This is a genomic window from Flavobacterium sp. 90 (assembly GCF_004339525.1).
Lineage (GTDB): Bacteria > Bacteroidota > Bacteroidia > Flavobacteriales > Flavobacteriaceae > Flavobacterium.
Genome location: NZ_SMGE01000001.1, coordinates 2714537 through 2738671 on the forward strand (window position 1 = coordinate 2714537; position 24135 = coordinate 2738671).

19 protein-coding genes and 1 tRNA gene are annotated in these 24135 nt (G+C 34.0%); 9 read left to right on the forward strand and 11 right to left on the reverse strand.

Going from position 1 to position 24135, the window contains the following annotated elements:
* Positions 1-32: 32 nt before the first annotated feature.
* Complete coding sequence (locus tag C8C83_RS10945) at positions 33-2336, reverse strand: family 20 glycosylhydrolase (protein ID WP_121330021.1); 2304 nt, start codon at positions 2334-2336, stop codon at positions 33-35.
* Between the two features lie 188 nt (positions 2337-2524).
* Here C8C83_RS10945 and C8C83_RS10950 point away from each other — a divergent pair, with 188 nt between their 5' ends.
* The gene (locus C8C83_RS10950) at positions 2525-3304 is read left to right on the forward strand and encodes a DeoR/GlpR family DNA-binding transcription regulator (protein WP_121328595.1); all 780 of its coding nucleotides are present in this window, start codon (positions 2525-2527) and stop codon (positions 3302-3304) included.
* A gap of 182 nt (positions 3305-3486) precedes the next feature.
* Here C8C83_RS10950 and C8C83_RS10955 read toward each other — a convergent pair whose 3' ends face one another.
* The 8 genes from C8C83_RS10955 to C8C83_RS10990 form a co-directional block, all read right to left on the reverse strand.
* The gene (locus C8C83_RS10955; protein WP_121328597.1) at positions 3487-4557 is read right to left on the reverse strand and encodes a membrane dipeptidase; all 1071 of its coding nucleotides are present in this window, start codon (positions 4555-4557) and stop codon (positions 3487-3489) included.
* Positions 4558-4679: 122 nt separating this feature from the next.
* Entirely contained in the window at positions 4680-5795 is a 1116-nt protein-coding gene (locus tag C8C83_RS10960; RefSeq protein ID WP_132011747.1) for a D-TA family PLP-dependent enzyme, read from the reverse strand.
* 4 nt (positions 5796-5799) lie between these two features.
* Positions 5800-6447, reverse strand: coding sequence for an aldolase (locus tag C8C83_RS10965; protein ID WP_121328599.1), 648 nt, complete (start codon positions 6445-6447; stop codon positions 5800-5802).
* 9 nt (positions 6448-6456) lie between these two features.
* Positions 6457-7485 carry a sugar kinase gene (locus C8C83_RS10970; protein ID WP_121328601.1) on the reverse strand — a complete coding sequence of 343 codons (1029 nt, stop codon included), beginning with the start codon at positions 7483-7485 and terminating at the stop codon, positions 6457-6459.
* Positions 7486-7675: 190 nt separating this feature from the next.
* Positions 7676-8143, reverse strand: coding sequence for a RidA family protein (locus C8C83_RS10975; protein WP_089478791.1), 468 nt, complete (start codon positions 8141-8143; stop codon positions 7676-7678).
* A 4-nt stretch (positions 8144-8147) separates the two neighbouring features.
* The gene (locus tag C8C83_RS10980; RefSeq protein WP_121328603.1) at positions 8148-9467 is read right to left on the reverse strand and encodes a gluconate:H+ symporter; all 1320 of its coding nucleotides are present in this window, start codon (positions 9465-9467) and stop codon (positions 8148-8150) included.
* A gap of 200 nt (positions 9468-9667) precedes the next feature.
* Entirely contained in the window at positions 9668-11197 is a 1530-nt protein-coding gene (locus tag C8C83_RS10985) for a SusD/RagB family nutrient-binding outer membrane lipoprotein (protein ID WP_121328605.1), read from the reverse strand.
* Positions 11198-11229: 32 nt separating this feature from the next.
* Positions 11230-14385 (reverse strand): SusC/RagA family TonB-linked outer membrane protein, encoded by a 3156-nt coding sequence (locus C8C83_RS10990; protein WP_121328607.1) that lies wholly within the window; start codon positions 14383-14385, stop codon positions 11230-11232.
* 234 nt (positions 14386-14619) lie between these two features.
* On the opposite strand from C8C83_RS10990, the gene C8C83_RS10995 reads away from it, so the two are divergent.
* Both C8C83_RS10995 and C8C83_RS11000 read left to right on the forward strand, forming a co-directional pair.
* Positions 14620-15387 (forward strand): nitrilase family protein, encoded by a 768-nt coding sequence (locus C8C83_RS10995; protein ID WP_121328609.1) that lies wholly within the window; start codon positions 14620-14622, stop codon positions 15385-15387.
* Between the two features lie 303 nt (positions 15388-15690).
* Positions 15691-15954, forward strand: coding sequence for a hypothetical protein (locus tag C8C83_RS11000; RefSeq protein WP_121328611.1), 264 nt, complete (start codon positions 15691-15693; stop codon positions 15952-15954).
* A gap of 83 nt (positions 15955-16037) precedes the next feature.
* Here C8C83_RS11000 and C8C83_RS11005 read toward each other — a convergent pair whose 3' ends face one another.
* Positions 16038-17726 carry an Ig-like domain-containing protein gene (locus C8C83_RS11005; RefSeq protein ID WP_121328613.1) on the reverse strand — a complete coding sequence of 563 codons (1689 nt, stop codon included), beginning with the start codon at positions 17724-17726 and terminating at the stop codon, positions 16038-16040.
* A 206-nt stretch (positions 17727-17932) separates the two neighbouring features.
* Here C8C83_RS11005 and C8C83_RS11010 point away from each other — a divergent pair, with 206 nt between their 5' ends.
* The 5 genes from C8C83_RS11010 to C8C83_RS11030 all read left to right on the forward strand — a co-directional run bounded on the left by C8C83_RS11010 (position 17933) and on the right by C8C83_RS11030 (position 22295).
* Positions 17933-18901, forward strand: coding sequence for a hypothetical protein (locus tag C8C83_RS11010; RefSeq protein ID WP_233566054.1), 969 nt, complete (start codon positions 17933-17935; stop codon positions 18899-18901).
* On the forward strand, positions 18861-21236 hold the full coding sequence (locus C8C83_RS11015) for a hypothetical protein (protein WP_121328617.1): 2376 nt from the start codon (positions 18861-18863) through the stop codon (positions 21234-21236). Before C8C83_RS11010 ends, C8C83_RS11015 begins: the two co-directional genes overlap by 41 nt.
* 31 nt (positions 21237-21267) lie before the next feature.
* On the forward strand, positions 21268-21672 hold the full coding sequence (gene mce, locus C8C83_RS11020; protein WP_121328619.1) for a methylmalonyl-CoA epimerase: 405 nt from the start codon (positions 21268-21270) through the stop codon (positions 21670-21672).
* Between the two features lie 148 nt (positions 21673-21820).
* A tRNA-Ile gene (locus C8C83_RS11025) sits at positions 21821-21894 on the forward strand.
* Positions 21895-22070: 176 nt separating this feature from the next.
* Positions 22071-22295 (forward strand): hypothetical protein, encoded by a 225-nt coding sequence (locus C8C83_RS11030; RefSeq protein WP_132011748.1) that lies wholly within the window; start codon positions 22071-22073, stop codon positions 22293-22295.
* 37 nt (positions 22296-22332) lie between these two features.
* Here the strand turns inward: C8C83_RS11030 and C8C83_RS11035 are convergent, their stop codons facing one another.
* Complete coding sequence (locus tag C8C83_RS11035) at positions 22333-22923, reverse strand: riboflavin synthase (RefSeq protein WP_121328623.1); 591 nt, start codon at positions 22921-22923, stop codon at positions 22333-22335.
* Between the two features lie 57 nt (positions 22924-22980).
* On the opposite strand from C8C83_RS11035, the gene pdxA reads away from it, so the two are divergent.
* Positions 22981-24030 carry a 4-hydroxythreonine-4-phosphate dehydrogenase PdxA gene (gene pdxA / locus C8C83_RS11040; RefSeq protein ID WP_121328625.1) on the forward strand — a complete coding sequence of 350 codons (1050 nt, stop codon included), beginning with the start codon at positions 22981-22983 and terminating at the stop codon, positions 24028-24030.
* Positions 24031-24135 lie beyond the last annotated feature (105 nt).

Genomic DNA, 24135 nt, shown 5'->3' on the forward strand with positions numbered 1-24135 from the left:
GATCAGTTGTAGCTGATCCTTTTTTTTATGCTTTATTCGTAATACAATTGCGAAGCGCTAATTTCTTCTTTTTCTTTTCCTTCCTGCTGAATGTAACACGTTAATGTAGTTCCTCCAATCTGGTCAAAATAATCAATGTTTATTTTATGGAAACCTTTTTCGAGTTTTACAGCTCCATATGCTTCGTTGAGCCAATGAATTCCATCATTATTTACAACTAATTCATTGTCGATAAAAAGCTTCGATCCGTCATCTGAAAGCGTCGAAATTGTATAATTTGCCGTTTCCGGAATAAAGATGTATCCGTCGAATTTTAAGCCGATATAACGCTCTGTTTTCGTTTTCCATTTTTCACTGCTTATAGCGCCTTCAAAAATGCCTGAATTAACAGGTTTTGCTAAATCTAAATCCTGAACTTGCTGGAATAAGGTTCCGGTATAATAATCGAATTTTAAACCTTTCTTAGTTGGTTTTACTGCTAAAGCCGATTTTAATTCCGGATTTCTAACCAATATTTTACTGATAGAACTTCTTCTTCCACTCGGACTAATCTGAACGGTTTTTATTATTCTGAATTCTCCTTTTGGGATATTTATCGTTACGGGTTTTGTGTAAAGTTCAGCGGTTTCATCTGGATTATATCCGTCAATTGTGTAGAAGATTTGTCCGCTTTTGATCGTTGGTTTTAAATCCAAAACATATTTTGATGCAATTAATGCCGTTTCATTAGAACCAAAAGGACTCGGGACTTTGTACAATCTTTTTTGTGCTTCCAATTTTTCTAAATGATGCGGAATTTGATTTAAAATAAAATGATTGTAATTTTTATTTTGAGGTTCTGTCCAAGTAATTTCGGCTAAAGCAAATACGCGCGGATAAATCATATAATTTAACTTCGCAGGACTTGTTAAATATTCTGACCAAAGATTAGATTGGACGCCTATAATGTATTTTTGTTCCTCAACGCTCAAACTATCAACCGGAGTTGGGTTATAATTGTATATTTTTTCAACTGTAGTTAATCTCCCAATTGTTAAAGGTTCTTGCGGCGAATATCCTTGGTTGTAATCCAGATAAAGAACTTGTTCCGGATTCATGATTACATTGTGTTTTTGTCTTGCGGCAGAAATTCCTCCAGCTTCGCCTCGCCAGGACATTACGGCTGCATTTGGCGCAAGCCCGCCTTCAAGCATTTCATCCCAACCCAGAATTTGTCTTCCGTTTGCGTTTAGGAATTTTTCGATTCGGGTTGTGAGGTAACTTTGTAATTCGTGTTCATTTTTCAAACCTAATTCTTTGATTCGCTTTTGACAATTCGGACATTCTTTCCATCTTGCTTTTGGACATTCGTCTCCACCAATATGAATATAAGTACTAGGGAATAATGCCATAACTTCGGTTAAAACATCTTCCAGAAAAGTAAAAGTCTCTTCTTTTCCGGCACAAAAAATATCTTCAAAAACGCCCCAACTTTCAATAACCTTATATTGACGATCCGGAAAACAAGATAAATTTGGATAAGCTGTAACTGCTGCAGTTGCATGACCGGGCATTTCGATTTCCGGAATAATATTCACATAATGTTCTTCGGCAAACTTCACAACATCTTTAATTTCTTCCTGAGTGTAAAATCCTCCGTATGGATTTCCGTCAAAAAAATAGGGAAATCTTTCGAATTTATTTCCCACTAAAGTCTGTGCTCTTTTCGAACCTGTTTCAGTTAGTTTTGGATACTTTTTTATCTCAATTCTCCACCCTTGATCGTCTGTTAAGTGCCAGTGAAAGTTGTTTAATTTATAACATGACATTTGTGCAATAAAATCTTTTATAACATCGACAGAGAAAAAATGACGGCAAACATCGAGGTGAAGCCCGCGGTAGTTGTATCTGGGCTCATCTTCGATAGTAACGCAAGGTAATTTTACTTCTTGATTCGTAGTTTTGTTCGGAAGCATTTGCAATAAACTCTGAACTCCATAAAATAATCCTTCTTCACTTCCGGTAACGGTTATTTTTTTTGAGGTAATATTGATTTTATAAGCTTCTTTTTTTAAGGAAGCAGTTGGATTTTTAGTAATGAATAAAACTTCTATAGCACTCTTTTTTGAAGAAACATTTTTGTTGATAGCTGCTTCAAAAATGTTTGCCGTTTTTTGTTCTTTCGAACTAAATTTATTCTTTTCGAAAATAACTTTAATTTGTCCATTTAAGCGAATGCTGTCTCCATTTGCTTTGTATGAATTTGGGGCAGGAATAATCGAATTATTAGTGAAGGAAGTTTGTGCACTTCCAAAAGAATACCAAAATATCAATAAGAGAAATATACTTTTTTGCATGGTTGCTTTCTTGGTTTGTTGAACAAATTTAAGGTTTGTGATTGGGTTGCATTTTTTTTGCAAAACTTATTTAGCTATAAAAGTCTTTAAAATAGCTGAATTAACTTTTTTATTACATTGTGTTATAATTTGTTTCGCAATAATATTGCATTTATTGTTTACATTTGCTTTACTTAAAAAGAATTTGCATGAATAATGATAATGAAGTGGTTAATTATACCAAGGAAGAACGTAAAAGTCTTATTTTAAAAGAGATAAACTTGCATACTCGTGTAAGTTTTGAAACGCTTTCGACTAAATTATTTGTTTCAGAAGATACGGTGAGACGTGATATTAATGAACTTGAATCAGAATCATTATTGATTAAGGTAAAAGGTGGTGCGATGACAAAAGCATATCACCATTCTTCGACTAATAATCAGACTTATGCAGGCGAATCAAAACAAATTATTGCGCAAAAAACTATAGGTTTACTTCGCGACGGAATGGTTTTGCTAATTGGCGGAGGAACTACAATTCGTGAATTCATCCGTTTGATTCCTGACGATATGAATCTGACCATTTTTACGGTTACGGTTTTGTCAGCTGTTGAACTTTTGGATAAACCTAATGTCAAAATTATCATGATTGGCGGAAGCATTTCATCTTACAGCCAAATGTGTGTGAGCGGCGATGTCTACAATCAATTGGCTAATATTAAAGTCGATTTATTAATATTAGGAACCAACGCTTTAGATATCGAAGGTGGTTTCTCAGATTCTGATTGGGAAACTGTTCAGGTAAAAAAAGCAATGATTCAGTCTTCTGAAAAAACAGCGATTCTTACTATTTCTGAAAAACTCGACACGGTTCTAAAAATGAAAATTGCCAACTTATCCGAGGTTGATTATGTGGTTACAGAAGTTGATCCAACCGACGAAAAATTACAGTCGTATAAGAAGGCAGTTCCAAGTTTAGTCTTTATTTAAAAAGTTTGCCACGAATTTCTCGAATTTTCTCGAATTATTTTCATTGTACAGATCAAAAAACTTGTATAAATCTGTGCAATTTGTGGCTGATTTTTAAATAGTTTCAAAATAAAAATTCGAGTAAATTCGAGAAATTTGTGGCAAAAAAACAAGTTTGTATTCTTTGCGGACTTTCATATTATTTAATCCCAATTTTTCATTAAGAAATTGATCCAGTTTTGGTGAAAGATTTTATTTAAATCTTCATCAGAATAGCCGTTGTTTTTAAAGATCAAAACCAATTTTTGTAAATCGGCAATTGTATCTAAATCATAAGGACCTTGTTCTGTACCAAAAGCGCCATCCAAATCCGAACCTACACCAATATGATTGGCATTTCCTGCCAATTGACAAATGTGATCCATGTGTTTGAAAACCGTTTCGAGATTGCAATTGGTACCTTTTGGTGTCGAAACGCCTCTTTCCCAATCCGGAACCAACATCCACGCATCTAAAGCACCGCCAATAACGGCTCCACGAGAAATTAAAGCTTTGATCATTTCGTCACTATATTGACGATTATGATCAACCAAACTTCTGCAATTGTTATGACTTGCCCAAACTGGTCCGTGATAATGATCTAAAGCTTGCCAGAAAGCATCATCGCATAAATGTGTTGCATCGAGAATGATGTTTAAACGCTCCATTTCTTTTAATAAATCAAGACCGTTTTGGTTCATTTTTCCGGTTGCGTCTGTTCCGTTTGCGTAACGCCCGGGTCCGTAATGTGCAGGACCAATGGCGCGCAATCCGTAATTGTATGCTTTTTCTAAATACGAAACATCAATAATAGAATCAGCGCCTTCTAAACTCAAAATATAACCAATAGGTTTTTTATCGTTTGGCGTTCCGTCATTCCATAAATCAATTTGTTTTAGAAGTGATTTTTTGTCTGTAATTGCTATGATTTCTCCGGCTTCCTCCATGGCTTTGTACCACGCAAGCTGACCTTGAGTTTGTGCCCATGCTTGTTCAGGAGAATTCCAACCCGGAATAATACTGTCGGGTTTTACAAATCTTGCAATTTGCGTTGCAACCACAATACCAATATTACCGCGTCGCAAATCAGGGAACGAAACCGTAGCGCGTTCGCGATCAGGTTTGTCCGTCATTCCTTTTTCGAGATGACGCAAAGTTGGTACGTCATTTTTTAAATCTCGATTCCATTCCATCGCATTCATGCTCAGGTCTAAATGGGCGTCTATTATAAACATATTATTTTTTTTAAGGCACAAAGGTCTAAAGGGTCAGAGGTTCTCTAGACAAGTGTTATTATGAGGTCTATTCTCTTTCTTTTTCGCTCTATTTTCTATTCTTTATTCTACTTTTTCTGCTGCTAGATATTGATTTTTCTGCTGCGGGCAACAACCTGCCATTGATCGCAAATTTCATGTTCCGAATTCACAACCTGCACCGAATCGTAAAGTGCGCAAGTAGGACAAACATGATAAGGCTGGGCATAAATGGTATCACCAATAACATACTCGTTTTTTCCTCTGTTTTCTATAATTAAATGTTCTTCTGAATGTGCCGTCGGGATTAGGTTTTCATCATTTAAAATCACTAATCTTTTATCGATTGGGTTTTCAGAAGCTACGGCTTTGTATCCAATATCAATACAAAATGTAGAATTCGTTGGTTTTGAAATTACGGTTCCAACTATAACCAAAGCGGGTTCGAAATGCTGTTCCGGTAAATGAATCTGGTAATTAGAATCCCAGAAAACAAAAGTTCCGGGACTGCATTCTACGTTTTTTTGAGTGGCATAAAACGGAAATGTGTTGGATCCGCCAGCGACAATTTTTAATTCGTAACCTAGTTTTTTATTAATCGCCTGAATTTCTTCGTTTATGCTAAAAAATAAATTGGAAGCGGTATCAAACCGATGTTCTAAATCTCCTTTTAAATGTCCATCATAAATATGAATTCCTGCAAAATCAATGTTTTTCAAGAGAACAATTTCATCAATTAAAGCTTTCCAGTTTTTAGAAATAGAAATCCCTGTTCTGTTCATTCCGGTATTTAAATCCAGATAAACCGTTAGTTTCAAATTGTTTTTCTCCGCACTTTCATCTAAGGCTTTCGCCGAATCTAAATTGTCAACAATAGTCGAAAAAGAAATGCTTGGATATTTCTGAATCAATGAAATCCATCGGTCTTTTTTAACGTCAACAGGTGGATAGGCGAGAAGCACATCTGAAATTTCATGTATTGCAGCCAATTCCGCTTCGGCAATTGTGGCGCATTTTATTTTATTTATGTTGTAGGTTTTAAACAAATCCAGAATTTCCCCTATTTTATGCGTCTTGATGTGAGGTCTTAATTTTTGAGTTTCGCCATTTACTGCTTCAATCAAACGCTCAATATTTGCCTGAATACGATTTTCGTAAACGGCTAAAAATGGCGTATCAATGCGGAGTTCGGAATTAATTTTCCACCAATTGTTTTGCATAACTTTAGTTTCTGGTTTTTTCTACAACTTGAATTAAATTTTGAAATGCCTGAAGAGATTGCTCATAATTTAAGTTCAAAAGCATTTCTTTCGAAAATAAATTAGAACCAATTCCGACGCAAACTACTCCGGATTTGAACCAAGATTTTAAATTGCTTTCTTCGAGCGTTACGCCTCCGGTTGGCATTATTTTCAAATTTGGGAATGGTGCTCTAATTGCTTTTACATATCCCGGACCGCCAATTTTATCAGCTGGAAAAAGTTTTACAATTTCGGCTCCTAATTTATTGGCTTGCAATATTTCATTTAATGTCGCGGCTCCGGGAATCCAGTAAATATTATTTTTAAAACAATAATTACCAATTTCCAGATCTGTATGCGGGCAAACGATACAATCTGCTCCAAGAAGATGAAACGTTTCGGCTTCATCAACGCTTAAGATAGATCCAACGGCTATTTTTACATCTAAATTGTTTGCTTTTTTAAAGGCTATCATTTGGCTAAAAACTTCTTTAGCATCATCTGCACGAGCAGCAAACTCTATAATTTTAATGCCAGCATCAGCCGCTGATTGCAATACTATTTGGGCTGTTTCAATGTTGATTTGGGTTACTAACGGAAGTACACCTTGCGTTTTTAATATGCTGTACATTTTCTTATTTTATCTGTTAATTCTATTACTTGAGCCATTTTTGATGAAATGACTTATTTCGTTTTCATTTGTAATGGCAAAATCTCCGTGAATACTTTGTTTGATTACGCCACAAGCTGTTGCCCATTCGATAGATTCCTGTCCAGAAAATTTATTTGATAATCCGTATAATAATCCTGCATTGAAAGCATCTCCGGAACCAATTTGATCCGTTACAACATGTATTTTGTGTTCTTGGGTTTGATAAAAATTATCGTCATGAATCAGTAAACCTTTGTATAAATGCGCCGGTCCATCAGATTTTCTAAAACTCATTGCTAATGTTTTTAGAAAAGGCATTTTGACTTTTAATAATTCGAATGTTTTCTGAAAGCGATTTTCATCTGATTCATTTTTATCGGTTTTGATTCCGAAATAAATTTCAATTGCATCAAGATCAGCAACAGTAATCGTACTGTATTGAAGCAAATCAGGCATAATTTCAGAAGGATGTTTTCCGTATTGCCATAATTTGGATCTATAATTAAAATCAGACGAAATTGGCAAGCCTTTTTTGTGTGCTGCCAAAATCGCTTCTTTACAAGCTAAACCTGCTTCAAGAGAAACTCCCGGACTAATTCCTGACCAATGAAAATGTGTAACATCGGCTAAAGCCAAATCCCAATTTATTTGATCTTTTTCGATAGTTGCAAAAGAAGAATTGCTTCGGTCATAAATAACTTGTGATTGCCTGATTTGATTTCCGGCTTCAACAAAATATAGTCCCAAACGTTCTCCTCCATAAACACTTTTTGAAGTATTTACTTTGTATTTCTGAAGTTCGTTTACCGCAAGTTGCGCCAAATCATTTTCGGGTAAACGTGTAATATAATCGGTTTGAATCCCGAGTTGAGAAAGTAAAACACAAACATTTGCTTCGGCACCACCAACATGAATTTTTATTTCATTGGCTTGCGTAAATCGGTTTCCATCAGCAACATTTATCCGAAGTAATAATTCTCCAAAAGTTGCAATTCTAGTTTGTGGTGTTGTATTCATTGTTGTCTTTTTTTTGCCACAGATTTCACAGATTAAAATGATTTATAAACTGTGTGTTTAATTTTTTTGCCACGAATTACACGAATTTTCACTAATTGATTGCGTGAAAAATAATTCGTGTAAATTCGTGTAATTCGTGGCTAACAAAAAAATAATCATTTTAATCTGTGTAATCTGTGGCATATATTTTTTAATATAATTCGAAAACGGCTTCAACTTCAACAGGAATATTGTCCGGTAAAGAACCCATTCCTACGGCGCTTCTTACTCCAATTCCGTTTTCTTGTCCCCAAACTTCAGCAAACAATTCGCTACAACCGTTTATTACATACGGATGTCTCAGGAATTCACCATTACAATTGACCATTCCTAAAACTTTTATAACACGTTTTACTTTATTCAGGCTTCCAAAATTGGTTACAATTGTAGAAAGCATTGTTAATCCGACTTGTCTTGCTGCTAATTTTCCTTCTTCGATATCCATATCATCACCAATTCGGCCAATGATTAAGGATTTGTCGTCATTAACAGGTCCATGACCTGAAAGGTATAAATATTTACCATCAACTAAATAAGGTTTATAAATACCAAGTGGCTGAGGCGCCGGCGGTAATGATAAGCCTAATGTTTCAAATTTTTCTTGTGGTAATAAATTCATGATATTAATGTATTATAGAGTTTAAAATAAAAACGAAAATGATTCCTAAAACAGATACGAGAGATTCCATGACGGTCCATGATTTGAACGTATCTTTCAGGCTGATATTAAAATATTCTTTGAACATCCAGAAACTTGGATCGTTTACGTGTGAGCACATTAAGCTTCCGGCTCCAACAGATAGAACTAAGAGGTTGGGATCGAGACCGGTAGTTTGTAACAAAGGTAATAAAACGCTGGCAGTCATTAATCCGGCCGCTGTTGCAGATCCAACACAAACGCGTATGATTGCCGCCATCATCCAGGCCAATAAATACGGATGAATGTTTGTTTGTGTTAATGATGCTACAATGGTTTCGTTTACACCACTTACGATCATAACTTCTTTTAAACCGCCGGCTCCACCAACAATTAGAACAATCAAAGCAACATCTTTTATCGCAACGGCGTAATCATCCATTACTGATGTGATGCTTCTGTTCATTCTGATTCCTAAAGTATACGTACAGATTAATAGAGAAATCAGCATAATCATACTTGGTTCTCCAACGGTTTTGCATATGTTAACTAAAGTTTCATTTTTTGAAAGCATTGGTAGTATCGAAGTCAGCGTTAATCCGAAAACCGGAAATAAAGCAGAGAATAAACTCAAGGAGAAACTTGGTTGTTTTCCTTCGTTTATGATTTCTTCGACATTCAAAATTTCATGATCTGATTCGGTTTTGATGTTTTTTAATAAATTCGAAAACAATAAACCTGCAATAAAAATTGTTGGAATAGCAATGATGATTCCGTAGACTAAAACGAGTCCTATATCAGCATTTAAAATACTGCTTAAAGCCATTGGAGACGGATGTGGAGGCAAAAAACCGTGTGCTACTGAAAGCGACGCCAGCATTGGAATACCGAGATATACTTTTGAAAGCTTAAATTGATGGGCTACTGAGAAGATTAATGGAACTAACAAAACAAATCCAACACTATAAAATAGAGGTATCCCAACAATAAATCCGGTAATCATTAAGCCAAGACGAACATATTTTTTGCCCGTCCATCCCATAACTGTTTTGGCAATGACATTGGCGGCGCCTGATGAAACGGTGAGTTTACCAATGCAGGTTCCGAAAACAATAATCAAAGTGATAGATCCTAACATTTCGCCTAAACCTTTTTGTACGGTTTGGGATAAAGTTTCTATTGGCAGGCCTAAAAAAAGACCTGCTAACAGAGCTGTTATGATAAAGGCAATAAACGGATTGATTTTAAGCCAAGCTATCTGAATGATTAAAAACGCAATGCATGCCGTAAGAATTAAAATGCTCATTTATCTTTTGTATTAAGAGTTTTAATTTGTGTCGTTAGACACTTAATATTGGTAAAAACATAAGTTAACAATATTTAGCGTGCCGTAGGTACGCAATAGTTATCGTTTTGTTGCGTACCTGCGGAACGTGAACGAATTTGAAACTTTATAATTACCAACATTAAGTGCCTAAAGGCACATTTCAACTCTTGTTTCATATTTTATTTATCCCACCAGATTTTGGTTGTAAAACTATCTTCGCCCTGGCGTTTAACTGCTTCAGCTAAGTTAGTTGAATTCACTGAATATTCACTTGTAGAATATTTCAAACGTCTTGGGATTGTGCCGTTTGTAACGTTTCCAGGGAAATTTACCGGAACTAAAACCGGATAACCCGTTCTTCTCCAGTTGGCATAAATTTCTTGTTCGTCTACAAATAAAGCAACATAAATCTGAGTATGAATCTGATTCATTTTTGCTTCTGTTGATCCTGCTGTATTATATGGATTAGTTGTTAAATATGGTGTTGCATCAGGAATTGCATAAGCGGCTCCGTAAATTCCCATGTTTAAGAAAGAAGCTTTTACGCCTTTTTCATATAGATCTTTATCGGTTTCACCAGAATACCATCCTCTTACGGCAGCTTCGGCCAGGTATAAATTAGTTTCGGCATTGCTCAAAAGCACAAGTGGCGCATCGTATTTAAAAATAGTACTTTGATTAGGCTCAGAATAAGTTGCTTGTTCAATTGGTGTTGGAGCATTTTTAGTTCCGTTAGGAAAACCTTTTTGAACCGCGGCACTTGTATTTTGTGTTGTTCCTTCCCAAACTCCTGCATAAACACTAATTCTTGGATCGGCAGTATTTTTTAATAAATCGATGAATGTTTTAGCTAATTTTCCGCCTTCAACATTTTTTTGACCGTATGATCCATTTGTGAAATCTTGTCTTCTGGCGTCAAAACCAACAGGGTTTCTGTTAAAATCATTTGGACCATCTGTATATTTCATGATTGCATTGTCACTTCCGTTAAGGATTAATCCGCCCGCAATCGCTTTTGTAACCCATGTTTTTGATAGGGTAGCATCAACTTTACTTAATCTTAATCCTAAACGAAGCATTAAAGAATAAGAGAATTTTTTCCATTTTGCAACATCTCCGTCATAGATAAAATCTGCTTTACCAAAACTTGGTTTCGCTGGATCTAATGCAGTTGCAGCTTCGTCAAGTTCTTTTAATAAATCTTTGTATATGAATTCCTGAGTATCATATTTTGGAAGAAATACTTGTGTACTATTTGCTTTTGCAGCTTCAGAATAAGGAATGTCTCCGTATAAATCTGTAATTCTATGATACAAATATGCTTTCCAGATTCTGGCAATATTTAGTTTGTTACTATCGTTTGCATTATCTTTTACTGCATCAATTACGATTTGAGTTTCATTTAGAGCTGTTGGATATATCTGATTGAAATAAGCAGAATAATAAACTTCATTACTCAAATATTTATCTCCCACACCAGAAGCTTCTTTATATGTGGCATAATGTTGCAGCATTCCTCCGCATTCAAGAATATTGGTAAAAAAGTAATTGTTGTTTAAACCATCCAATTGTGCTCGGCTGAAAAGAAAATTCGGATTTGGTTTTTCAACAACATTAGGGTTTGTGTTGATTTCTTCGAAATCTTTTGTACAGGATGTCATACTTCCTAAAAGTATTCCTGTTATGTATAATATGGTTATCTTTTTCATGTCTTTGTAATTTAAAAGTTAATTAAGCGAGTTTAAAATTTGACATTTAAACTTAAACCGAAACTTCTGGTTTTTGGCACTCCAAATTGTTCTACACCTTGAGCATTTCCGGCACTAAATACAGATTCCGGATCTACGTTTGGAGTTTTCTTATAAAGAATGAATAAGTTTCTTGCTACAAATGAAATCGAAGCTCCCTGAAGTTTTGATAATCCTTTTAATTTTTCAAGTGGTAATTGATATCCAATAATTACTTGTCTTAGTTTTATAAAACTTGCATCATAAACAAAAGTTGATGAAATATTTCTTAAACCATCATAATAAGTTCTAAGGTTTTCCGGAGCAATAACCATATCAATAGGATTTCCGTTAGTGTCAACACCTTTAATAGGCAAGCCAGATTCACGACCATCCAGCGTTAATTTTGTTAAACCCATACGAGTTCCGTACAAATCAGTTCCAGAATATAAGCTTCCGCCAAATTTACCGTCAATCAGGAAACTGAATGATATGTTTTTGTATTTAAAATCATTGCTAATACCTGCTGCCCAAGGATGGACTCCCTGACCTAATTCTTCCAACGGACCTCTTGCTATAGTTGCAGATCCACCGCTTACATTATAAACCGTATTTCCGTTTGCATCTTTAAGAGGTTTGTAGCCTTTTATGATACTGTAAGGGCGGCCAACATCACTGGTGATTGTAACATATCCGTTTACAGAAGTTGCCATCGTAATTGAGTTCAATTGATCTGTAAGTGCTTCAACAGTGTTTTTGTTGTATGATCCGTTGAAACTTGCATCCCAGGAGAAGTTTTCTGAATTAATGATTTTTCCGCTTAGTAAAAACTCAACTCCTTTATTTCTCATCTTTCCAAGATTTAGTAAAGCAGTACTAGCTCCTGAAGCATTTGAAATTGTGGTTTCGACAATATCATTTGTTGTCGCACGGTTGTAATATGCAAAATCAAGATTTAAACGATTATTAAAAAATCCTAAGTCAGTTCCAATCTCAAATGTAGTCGAAGTTAGTGGACTTAAAGTAGCGTTTGGAACTCTCGAACCTGTTGGTGTTTGTAATTGTTGACCATTATGTCCGCCTTGAACCATCGAGTAAGATTGATTTAATGCGTAAGGATCCGGCGTTGCTCCACCAACCTGAGCCCAAGAAGTTCTTAGTTTAGCAAATGAAACAAAGTCTGGCATTTTCAAAATGTCTGAAACGATAATACTTGTTCCAACAGATGGATAAAACACCGTATTGTTATCTTTTGAAAGTGTCGAAAACCAATCCTGACGTCCTGTAAAGTTTAAAAACACTACATTTTTATAATCAAGATCTACAGCTCCATAAACAGAGTTTGTTTTTGTTTTCCCGTAAGGATAACTATAAGTTAAAGTAGATAAATTGGTTAAAGCATAGAAATCATCCAGTACAAAACCAGAACCTTCAACTCTTGTTTCGTCTCTTAAAGTAGTTCGGGTGTTTACACCAAGTAAAGCGTTTAAAGAGAAATCTCTGTAGATATTTTTCTTAGTATAATTAAGAATTGCTTCTGAGTTCAGATTAGATAATTTAACTCTTGAACCTTGTGCATATCCTATTGGGTTATTTAAAGTTGTTTTTGGGATGTATCCAAAGAAATCATAATTCGTGAAATCTTGTCCAATTCTACCTTGAAGGAATAAGTCAGGCGTAAAGTTCAATTTTACGTTTACCATTCCAAGGAAACGGTTTTTAGTATCGCTATTTTTGATTTTATTTACAACAAAATAAGGGTTTGTTGCCACTGCAACTGGATTCCATGCTTCTTCAACACCATTTGCATCATAACCTGGGGCAAGATTTCGAATATCAACGGTATTGGCAATCATGTAAGTTCCCCAGTTTGGGTTAGCTTCAGCATCAGAAACTGTAACTCTGTTATTTGATTTTTCTACATTGTATTGTGCGACAACATCAAATTTTAACCAATCTGTCATGTTAACATTACTGGCAATGTTAAGGCTTTTGCGATTAAAATCAGAATTTGGCACAACACCTTGATTGTCTGTATTAGAGAACGAAAGACGACCTGTTGCCTTTTCAGTTCCTCCAGACAAAGCGATAGAGTTTATGAATGTTGTTCCTGTTTCGTAAAAATTCTTAATATTGTTTTTTTGTGCTACGTAAGGTCTTGCAACACCGTCAAACTGAATAACATCTGTTCCGTCCATTTTTGCTCCCCACGACCAGCGTCCTGCGGCAACTGCTTCGGCCTGAGTAGTTGGTTTTTTTCCGTTTGCTCCAGAACCGTATTCATACTGCCAATCGGGTATGATCGATGGTGTTTCAAAAGTAAAGGAAGTATTGTATTCTACGCCAATTCCTTTTTGAGCCGTACCTCGTTTGGTTTGAATTAAAATAACACCATTTGCGGCATTTGCACCATAAAGAGCCGCCGCTGTTCCTCCTTTTAATACTGTAATTGTTTTAATATCATCAGGATTTATCACAGAAGTTCCATCGCCACGATCGACATTAATTCTTGTAGATCCCGGACCATTTCCAATACCCGGTAGGTTAAGCTGGGTATTGTCTATTGGTAAATCATTTACTACATACATTGGTTGGTTGTTTCCGTTTAGAGAACCGTTACCACGAATTACAACTCTGGTCGATCCGTTTGGTCCTGTTGCGGTGCTGCTCACGTTTACACCTGCAATTTTTCCAACCAAAGCATTAGCAATATTGGTTTCTTTTGCCTTTGTAAATTCAGTTCCTTTAAGTTCTGTTACAGCATACGAGATTGCTTTGCTTGTTTTTTTAACTCCCAACGCAGTTACTAAAACCTGATCCAGAACATTTTCAGCTGGTTTTAGTCTTATGGTTAAATTTGTAGTTTGGATTAAGGGGAAATTTGTAGTTTGATAACCCATGTAAGATATCACAACATGACTTTCGTTTTCAGGAACATTTAATTTGAATCTTCCGTTCTCATCCGAAATTGTTGCTATTTTACTATTACTTTCTGCATAAATAGTAGCTCCGGCAATTGGCATTCCATCGTCCTGACCTATAATCTGGCCAGTAACTTCAATCTGACTGCTTTTTTGTTCAAAAAGGTGCTTGGTAATTGCAACCTCTTTTGCGTTTGTTGAGAAAATTACTCCCCCAATAAACACTAATGAAATTAGCTTTGTTTTCATAATACTTTGGTTTTCATGTTTTTTTTTGGTTTTTATTGGCGATCAAATATATATATTTATTTTAAACACTTGCATTTTTTTTGCATAAAATGCATATTTTTTGCAATATTTTTTCCTGAAGTATTTTTGTAATCCAAAAAAAATGCGCTTTCTCGCCGTTTTTTGAGATTTTTTTGCAGAAAATGGTTTTTTCGGAAAAATCTATTTTAATCTTAAAATTCGTATTTTTGAAATATGAAAATTGCACTTATTCAATCAGATCTATATTGGGAAAATGCTTCTCAGAACAAAAAAAACTTCGAATCGATTATAAATCAAATTGATTCAAGTACAAATTTGATTGTTCTTCCTGAAATGTTTTCGACAGGATTTACGATGAACGCTTCAGAAGTTGCCGAAACCATGCAAGGAGAAACGGTTCTCTGGATGCAATCTATCGCAAAGCAGAAAAATTGTGCCTTGACGGGAAGTTTAATAATTACAGAAAACGGAAATTATTACAATCGAATGTTATTTGTTTTTCCGTCAGGCGAAATGCAGTATTATGACAAGCGTCATTTGTTTTCACTTGCAGGTGAAAATCAATTTTATACTTCCGGAACTCAAAAAGTAATCGTTGATTATTTAGGCTGGAAGATTTGTCTTCAGATTTGTTACGACTTAAGATTTCCTGTTTTTGCCAGAAATGTCGAAAATTACGACCTGCTTTTATATGTTGCCAATTGGCCAAAAGTCAGAACAAATGCTTGGGATTCTTTACTAAAAGCCCGCGCAATCGAAAATCTAAGTTATGTAGTTGGAGTAAATAGAATAGGATTGGACGCTAACAATTACGAACATATTGGACATTCGCAAGTGGTAGATTTTTTAGGAAACTACATTCTTGAACCGCAAGAAACAGCAGGAGTTTTTGTGGTCGAATTGGATAAAAATGTAATGTTGGAAACTCGAAAAAAACTCGATTTCCTAAGTGATAAAGATTTTTTTGAGATAAAGATTTAAGAAGCTTTTCGCTTTACTGGCATTTTTTTTCCAGCCTTCAGTTTTTTTTGAATACTTAAATCACCAATTCCTTTCCAATACCATTTAGAATAGATATAAAATTCTACTAGTAGCAGAATACTTCTTTGACGTATGTTTTTTCTTAAATTTTTGTTATATCGCAATAGTTAATTAATAAAATCACTATTTTTATTGAAGTTCTTTTGTCATTTTTTTCTTAAAAGAAACCAAGTGCACGTGGCGAATAAGAGAAATAAAATAACAAAAACATTTAAACCTATTAATTAACATTTAAGCGAAACCATGAAAAAGATTAAAGAAATGCTTCTATCGAACACTATTAGTTCACTTACAGTAAATGAATTGAAAAACACCTTTGGAGGAACTGTTCCACTAGAAAATCCTGGTGATGATGTTGGTGGTGGTGGTCCTGTTCTTGTATATTGCAAATGGACGTGTACTGCCGGAGCTTCAGCAGGACAAACTAATACCACGGTTTTCTCGAATGCAAATAGCGTTGCAACTTCTGTTTGTGGAGCAGGGAATTTTACTAAAGTTTGTCAGTAATAGCTTCTCATAAAAAAAACCTCGAAATTTTATATTTCGAGGTTTTTTATTTTGTACTACGGTAAAAGTTAAGTTTTTTTTATTTAGAAAGCTTTTCGCTTTTTCTCTTGCTCTTTTTTCTTCTTGGCGTCTTGTTTTTTCTCGACTTCAGGATTGTACTGAATACTTAAATCAACGGTTTCTTCCCGATCCCAATTTGCCCTGACATCAAATTCTTCCTGATAATAGTTGACTTCCTCAGCGTATTCTTTCTTTAAAAAGTTTCCGGCATCGTATATTTTATTTTTATTATCGTCGTAAATAACCCTTACAGTAAATGAGTTAGGTTCAACAAGATCAAATACAAATCTCGTGTCTTTTTCAGAATATTGGCTCGCAAGAACTATATCTCCTTTTTTATTGGTCAATTCAACAATTATAGGAAATCGCTTTATGTTTTTTAAATTCAAAACTATATTCCCGTAATCTTCAAGTTCTTTTGTCGTTAATTTATATGATAAAGTATCATTTGTTTTGTCATAGAAGTCCGTTAAAGCACCCGGTAAAAATTGAAAATGATACTTTTCCAAAGGTAATTTCTTGAAATCTACATAAAGTTTTTGTTCGAATTCGTCATATTCGGTAGTAAAATCAACAGCTGTAGAATCCTTGTTAATCAATTTAATTTTTGACTTATCAAATTTTACTAACGGAGTGGCACTTTCTAACGTAAATCGATCTCTAAAATGTATTGTTCCGTTTTGTACTGCCATAATGTTTAAGGTGTCTTTTTTCTGATCCTTAATCTTAAAAGAAAATTTCTTGTCGTAATTTCCTGCAGTAACTTGTAGATTTAGCGAATCAACTTTTATTGGTTTATACCAAACCTGCAAAGAGTCTTTTTTAGGGAATTGCGTTACGATAGATTCCAGAACTTCATTATTGTTTCTTAATACAACTTTAGGTTTCAGAAGCTTTATATTTTGTTTTCCTTCATACGGAAGAAGAAGCCTGTTTCCCGAAGCCTGAATAGGTTTAAGCATTTTTAGCGGAAGCGTTTCCTTAAATAATTCCAATTCAAAAACAGTATCATTTGGGATCGTAATAAAATGTTTTATGAATCCTATTTTGTCATCTTTTGGATTAAATTTATTGTTACCGCCTTTATCTTTCATGGCAACCAATAAATATTTTCCGGCCTTTAAATTTTCTAATTTAAAAACACGCATACTATCCAGAGTATTTGTAATATATCTTGGAAGATCCTTATATATAACAGAATCCTTGTATTTATCATTTGCTTCATAAAGCATTACAGATACAAAATTGTCAACATTTTTATTATAGGAATCTTTGATTTTTCCGCTAAGCGAAAGTGAATCTATATAAGGACCCGTCGAGAAAACATACTTAAATTGATTTAATGCATTTCCTTCATTATTATCTGCAATACTTTGGCCAAAATTAAAACTGTAAGTCGTATTTGGCTGTAAGGTGTCTCTAATTTTTATTGTTATTGCTTTAGTTACAGATGTTGGCGTAATCAGTGGCTCCTGTTTCATTGGAGGCGAAATGATCAGCTGTTTGTTTAGATTTTTAAGTTTTATAAATTCATCAAATTGCAATACAAATTGATCTCCTTTAAAGTCTGTGGTGTAATTTTTTGGTGCGCTTCCTATTAAAACAGGCGGCAAAGTATCTTTTAATCCACCAGTGATGCTGCCTCTTTTAGCACAACTCATCATTAACAATAGCAGTAAAAAAGGAATATATTTTAAGTTGTTTTTCAACATAATTAATTTGAATTTGATTGCACAAAATAACGATTATATTTGCTTTAATTGAAACTTTTTATCCATTTATTAGGATATTTAGCAGTGTGATTGTGCTGTTTTTTTGAATTTGAAATCGTCAGGATGATATAATTTCTTACTTTTGAGCTTAAATTTAATTTCTCTTAGTTTTGATAAAAAGGTTTTTCTGGTCCTTATTAGTTTTTTTGCTGATAGCTTGCGGTAAAAACGAGAAACCAATAATTGCCTTTTATTATTGGAAAACCATCTTTAAATTATCTGAAAAAGAAACTGCAATTCTAAAGGATAACAATGTCAATAAACTATATATACGGTATTTTGATATTAGTTTAAATGCCGAAAATCAACAGCCAATTCCGCTAAGTCCGATTCGTTTTCAGCAAAACGTGAATAATTTTAATATTGTTCCGGTCGTTTTTATACAAAACAAAGTCATGTTATCGCCTGATTTGGATATTGATGATTTAGCGCAAAAAACTTTTTCATTGGTTGAAAAGATAAATTCTGCAAATAAAATTCAATGTAATGAAATTCAAATTGATTGCGATTGGAGCTTAAATAGTAAAGAGAATTATCTCAAATTTATTGAACGATTTAAGAAGCTTTCACACAAGAAACTTTCAGCAACAATTCGCTTGCATCAGGTAAAATATTTCAAGAAGACAAAAATCCCCAATGTTGATTCCGGAGTTTTAATGTATTATAATATGGGAACAATTGCGCCGGATTCTTTGAACTCAATCTACAATAAAAAAATCGCAGATCGTTATCTCAAAAGTCTGAAGAAATATCCATTGCATCTCGATTTGGCTTTGCCAATATATTCCTGGGGAGTTCATATCAGGAATCAAAAAGTTATTGGTTTACGTTCTAAAATAGACTTGAACGAACTTAAACAAGATCAAAATTTTGAGCAGGTAAATGCTATTTTCTTTAAAGTAAAACAATCGAATTATAAAAATGGTATATTTTATGAAGAGAATGATTTACTGAAAATAGAAGCGATTTCGCGCGAAGATCTGTTGGAAATGGCAGATGAATTAGACGGAAATTTGGCTCAAAAACCAAAAGAAATTATATTTTACGATTTAGACGAATTCAATTTAAAAAACTATGAAAAGAATATTTTTGAGCAAGTTATTTCTTGTTTCTAGCGTTGCTTTACTTTTTGTTTGCGGAATAATTTATGCTTGCGCCGATGGAGACGATTGGGATTATTTTGGATATAATTCGAATTTTACTCCGGAAACATTCGCAGATAAATCGTATTCGCCACTTTTTTTGTCTGGTGCTATTTTTTACGGAATTGGATTTGACAGAGAACACAATTCAAGATTTAATGAAGACATTCAAACTGATTGGGAAAACTATTTAAAAGGCAAAGTAGATGCTGCAACAGTTAGTCATTTCCTGATTGGAGATGAAATTAAGGACTATTATGCTAACAAGGATAAAGTTTCGGCAAACAAAACCGAAATCACACAACTTCATGCCTTTTATAAAACTAAGAAAGAAAATCAGACTTCTCTAAAATGGGGAAAGAAAATAAGTTTGAAAGACCCTAAAGTAAAAAGCTTTATAGAGTTTTTGTATCTCGCGCAAAAGATAGAAACAGTTTCAATTAGTGATAATTATTGGAGTTATGATCCTGTTGTGGCAAAAACTTTTAAGGATTTAAAAATGATTCAGTCTATTGAGAATGTTTACAATACATCATCAGATTCATTTCTGAAAAACAGATATTGGTTCCTGACGATGAAGGCTTATTTTTATAGTAATAACAAGCAAAAAGCAATATTGTTTTTTAATAAAACAGAAAGTTCAGTTGCTAAGAATACGCTTTATTATCGTGCATTAGCATATGTAGCAGGAATTAATTACCAGCAAAAAAAGTATGCAACATCGAATTATTTGTACGCTTTGGTTTTTGATAAATGCCCGGAAATGAGAATTGTTACGGCTTATAGTTTTCATCCAAAAAATGAAGCCGATTGGACTAAATCTTTGGCGATGGCAAAAAACAATAAAGAAAAAGCGGCACTTTGGGCGGTTCACGGATATTATAAAGACGAAAGACAGGCAATTGAAAAAATCTATGAATTAGATCCTAAAAGCGAACATTTGAATTATTTGCTGACAAGATTAATTAACAAGCAAGAACAGAATATTAATAATTCGTTTGCGGTGAAAACAAATTCAGATGATTATAGTTCGCCTTCTGTTAGTCAGACCGTTGCTGAGAACAGAGCCGAAAATCAAGCTAAGTTTGATAAAAAAGCATTTGATTTAGTTGTAAAAATTGCAGCTGCAGGAAATACAGAAAGACCTTATTTATGGGATATTTCATTGGGATATCTACAAACATTAAAAGGAGATTTTGCCAACGCAGACAGTAATTTTAATAAGGCCGAAAAAACGTTGCCTAAAACTGAATTAGCGGGATATCAGTTGAGGTTGCTTCGTTTTGTAAATAATATGAGTAAAATTGATAAACTCACAGATAAAAACGAGAAAACAATTCTGGCTGATCTGAATTGGCTGTATTATGAACTTCCAAAAACGTATAAAGAGCAGGAGTTTCGTTATCAAAATGCGGTTTCATGGAGCAAGAATTATTTAGCAGCACTTTACAAAGCCAAAGCAAATCCTGTTATGGTAGAATTGTTTGGTGGAGATTCTCATGCTAATCCTTATTATTGGAGCGGAGGAAATTCGTTTTATGACGACGAAAAGAATTTGTTAGACATGAAAACTTTTTTGGCTAAGCCAAATAAAACTGAAATAGAGAAAATTGCTTTCGGAATTTATAGTTTGAAATTGAAAGACATTAATAATTTTCAGGCTGTTCAGGCAACTTTTAAAAATAAGATTCCTGAAGCGATTGCTTTTATTCAGCAAACAGATTCTGTTCAGAATTATCAATTCTTAGGAAATCCGTTTAACGGAAATATTAAGGATTGTCACGATTGTGAACATGCTGCTTATCAGAAAAAGAAATATTCTCAGCTTGAGTTTTTAAATACAATAAAAGCGATGCAGGATAAATTGGCTCAAAAAGAGGATGTTTATACGAATAGTTTATTGTTAGGAAATGCATTCTATAATATTTCGCATTTTGGAAACGGCAGAACTTTCTATGAAATAAGTATTGTAGGTTATGGTTCAAGTCCGTATTCTTTTAGAGATTCGATGAAAAAAATGATTACGAATTGTGATCTTCCAAAAATGTATTATCAAAAAGCATTTGAAGCGGCAACTACAAAAGAGCAAAAAGCAAAATGTGTTTACTTATTGTCAAAATGCGAGCGAAACGAATTTTATAATAATAAATATAGTAATGTAACGAATTGGTGGAGTGTTGAAGATGATAAAATCAATTTTACGGCGTGGAATGGTTTCAAAGCATTGAAAAAAGAATACTCAGATACTAAGTATTATCAGGATGTAATTGCAGAATGTGGTTATTTTAATACTTATATCAGTCAATAAACTAAAAGGTATCTTAATATAAATTAAAGAGATGGTAAATAAAATAGAGCATATAGGAATTGCAGTAAAAAACATGGACGATGCAAATGTATTGTTCGAAAAGCTTTTGGGCGTTCCATCTTATAAAGAAGAGAAAGTGGAAAGTGAAGGTGTTTTGACTTCTTTTTTTCAAACAGGGACAAATAAAATTGAACTTTTGATGGCCACAAGTCCTGAAAGTCCAATTGCTAAGTTTTTAGAAAAAAAAGGAGAAGGTATTCATCACATCGCTTTTGATGTAACTGATATTTATTCAGAAATTGAACGATTGAAAAACGAAGGTTTTGTATTGATTAATGAAGTGCCAAAAAAAGGAGCAGATAATAAATTGGTTGTTTTTTTACATCCAAAAAACACAAATGGGGTCTTAGTTGAGCTTTGTCAGGAAATTCAGTAAAGAAAAATGAAATTTTTATTTTTAAATAAGGTGTTGAAAATCAATTAATTTTTTGGTGAGACCAGTTATTATTTGAAATTAAATACAAATCATGTCTCAAAATATTTGGAGTGAATGAAAAATAGTAGTAATATTGCATCCTCAAACCGGTCCTATAGCTCAGCTGGTTAGAGCACCTGACTCATAATCAGGTGGTCCCTGGTTCGAGCCCAGGTGGGACCACAAAAAGCCTCATAATTTTATGAGGCTTTTTTTTGTTTAAAACATTGTATTTGTGCAAAAAACTTATACATTTGTCAAGTAATGTCGCTGTAAACCATGGTTTTGTGCGAAATTTCAACAAAAGACCCCAAGTCTAACTTAATATACTGTGCTTGTTTTAGAGCATGTTTAAAATTATGAAAGTAATAAGAACTATTTTATTAGCTGCTGTTTTGCTATTGGTCGAATCTAGTTATGCTGACCCAAGTAATATGCCACCACCAGGAACAGCTCAGGCTACTGCTGCACCGCCCGTAGGTGGAGCCCCAATTGATCAGAATCTTGTTTTTTTGATGATTGCCGGATTAAGTCTAGGAACGGTATTTATATATAGAAATAAAATAAAAAAGGCTTCAGTGTAAATTGAAGCCTTTTTTATGTAAAATAGATTGTAGAGATTTATTTGTTTATCGAATAAAGTCTCGAGATGTATTTTCCTACTACATCAAATTCTAAGTTTATTTTAGTTCCAATTTTAAAATCCCTAAAATTCGTATGCTCGTACGTATAAGGGATAATTGATACGCTAAATTCATTTGTTTTAGAGTTTACGACAGTAAGGCTTACTCCGTTTACGGTTATAGAACCTTTTTCGATAGTAATATTGCTGAGGTTTTTGTCGTATTCAAAGGTGTAATTCCAGCTTCCGTTTGCTTCTTCGATCTTGATGCAGGTTCCGGTTTGGTCTACGTGTCCCTGAACAATATGTCCGTCAAGACGATCTCCTAGTTTCATTCCTCTTTCCAGATTTACAATATCTCCGGTTTTCCAGTCTTCAATATTTGTTTTTAAAATAGTTTCGTCAATAGCGGTTACGGTGTAAAATGAATCTTTTATCGCTACGACCGTTAGGCATATTCCGTTGTGTGAAACACTTTGGTCAATTTTTAATTCATTTGTGATAGAAGAATCAACAGTGATGTGAAGATTGCCTTGTTCTTTTTGTATTTCGTGAATCCTTCCTAGGGTTTCTATAATTCCTGTAAACATTGTTGTTTTATTTTACTAAATTTGCACATCAAAATTAGTAATAAATAAGCTGAGCTCATGAATAAAAAAGCAGAAAATATAATTGTTGGAATTTCAATTGGAGATTTAAACGGTATTGGAAGCGAGGTTATACTTAAAACATTCGAGGATTCACGTATGTTAGAAATGTGTACGCCAGTTATTTTTGCAAATGCCAAAATACTTTCTTTCGTTAAGAAAAGCTTTACTTCGACAGTTCAATTTCACGGCGTTGATAAATTAGATCAGGTTTTACCGGGAAAAGTAAATGTCTTTAACCTTTGGAAAGAAGGTGTTGATATTAATTTGGGTAAAAATGATGAGAAAATTGGAGAATATGCAATAAAGTCATTTGTAGCTGCAACCAAAGCCTTGAAAGAAGGTACAATTGATGTTCTTGTAACAGCTCCAATAAATAAATATAATATTCAGTCAGAAGGGTTTAAATTTCCTGGACATACAGATTATTTGGATCAGGAATTAGAAGGAAATGCATTAATGATGATGGTGCAGGACAATCTAAGAGTTGGTTTGTTGACAGATCATGTTCCGTTAAGTGAAGTTTCATCGCATTTGACAGAAGAATTAATTACAAGAAAAATTGAGACGGTTAGAAAATCTCTAATTCAGGATTTTAGTATTGTAAAGCCAAAAATTGCTGTTTTAGGATTAAATCCGCATGCTGGAGATGGTGGAGTGATAGGAAAAGAAGACGATTTGATTTTGAAGCCTACTTTAAAGAAAATATTTGATGCCGGAACAATGGTTTTTGGGCCTTTTCCTGCGGATGGTTTTTTCGGAAGCGGTCAATATGAAAAATATGACGCTATTGTGGCAACTTATCATGATCAGGGATTAATTCCTTTTAAGACCTTGTCTTTTGGAAAAGGAGTTAATTATACAGCAGGTTTAAATAAAGTGAGAACTTCGCCGGATCACGGTACAGCCTATGATATTGCTGGAAAAGACATGGCAGATTTTAATTCATTTAAAGAGGCGGTTTATCTTGCGATTGATATTTTTAACTCGCGTAATCAGTATGAGGAGATTAGTAAAAAACCTCTTAAAATAAAAGAAAAACAGTTATAAACAAAAAAAGGTGAATAAGATTATTAGTTTTATAATAATTTTATATCTTTGCACCCCAATTCAGGTATCTGAGTTTTAGATGCCAATTGGTCAAATTGATGTTGA

What these genes read in the sequence shown, in the direction of transcription:
- C8C83_RS10945 (WP_121330021.1), bottom strand. Translation starts at nt 2,336, where the DNA reads ATGCAAAAAAGTATATTTCTCTTATTGATATTTTGGTATTCTTTTGGA.
- C8C83_RS10950 (WP_121328595.1), top strand. Translation starts at nt 2,525, where the DNA reads ATGAATAATGATAATGAAGTGGTTAATTATACCAAGGAAGAACGTAAA.
- C8C83_RS10955 (WP_121328597.1), bottom strand. Translation starts at nt 4,557, where the DNA reads ATGTTTATAATAGACGCCCATTTAGACCTGAGCATGAATGCGATGGAA.
- C8C83_RS10960 (WP_132011747.1), bottom strand. Translation starts at nt 5,795, where the DNA reads ATGCAAAACAATTGGTGGAAAATTAATTCCGAACTCCGCATTGATACG.
- C8C83_RS10965 (WP_121328599.1), bottom strand. Translation starts at nt 6,447, where the DNA reads ATGTACAGCATATTAAAAACGCAAGGTGTACTTCCGTTAGTAACCCAA.
- C8C83_RS10970 (WP_121328601.1), bottom strand. Translation starts at nt 7,485, where the DNA reads ATGAATACAACACCACAAACTAGAATTGCAACTTTTGGAGAATTATTA.
- C8C83_RS10975 (WP_089478791.1), bottom strand. Translation starts at nt 8,143, where the DNA reads ATGAATTTATTACCACAAGAAAAATTTGAAACATTAGGCTTATCATTA.
- C8C83_RS10980 (WP_121328603.1), bottom strand. Translation starts at nt 9,467, where the DNA reads ATGAGCATTTTAATTCTTACGGCATGCATTGCGTTTTTAATCATTCAG.
- C8C83_RS10985 (WP_121328605.1), bottom strand. Translation starts at nt 11,197, where the DNA reads ATGAAAAAGATAACCATATTATACATAACAGGAATACTTTTAGGAAGT.
- C8C83_RS10990 (WP_121328607.1), bottom strand. Translation starts at nt 14,385, where the DNA reads ATGAAAACAAAGCTAATTTCATTAGTGTTTATTGGGGGAGTAATTTTC.
- C8C83_RS10995 (WP_121328609.1), top strand. Translation starts at nt 14,620, where the DNA reads ATGAAAATTGCACTTATTCAATCAGATCTATATTGGGAAAATGCTTCT.
- C8C83_RS11000 (WP_121328611.1), top strand. Translation starts at nt 15,691, where the DNA reads ATGAAAAAGATTAAAGAAATGCTTCTATCGAACACTATTAGTTCACTT.
- C8C83_RS11005 (WP_121328613.1), bottom strand. Translation starts at nt 17,726, where the DNA reads ATGTTGAAAAACAACTTAAAATATATTCCTTTTTTACTGCTATTGTTA.
- C8C83_RS11015 (WP_121328617.1), top strand. Translation starts at nt 18,861, where the DNA reads ATGAAAAGAATATTTTTGAGCAAGTTATTTCTTGTTTCTAGCGTTGCT.
- mce (WP_121328619.1), top strand. Translation starts at nt 21,268, where the DNA reads ATGGTAAATAAAATAGAGCATATAGGAATTGCAGTAAAAAACATGGAC.
- C8C83_RS11030 (WP_132011748.1), top strand. Translation starts at nt 22,071, where the DNA reads ATGAAAGTAATAAGAACTATTTTATTAGCTGCTGTTTTGCTATTGGTC.
- C8C83_RS11035 (WP_121328623.1), bottom strand. Translation starts at nt 22,923, where the DNA reads ATGTTTACAGGAATTATAGAAACCCTAGGAAGGATTCACGAAATACAA.
- pdxA (WP_121328625.1), top strand. Translation starts at nt 22,981, where the DNA reads ATGAATAAAAAAGCAGAAAATATAATTGTTGGAATTTCAATTGGAGAT.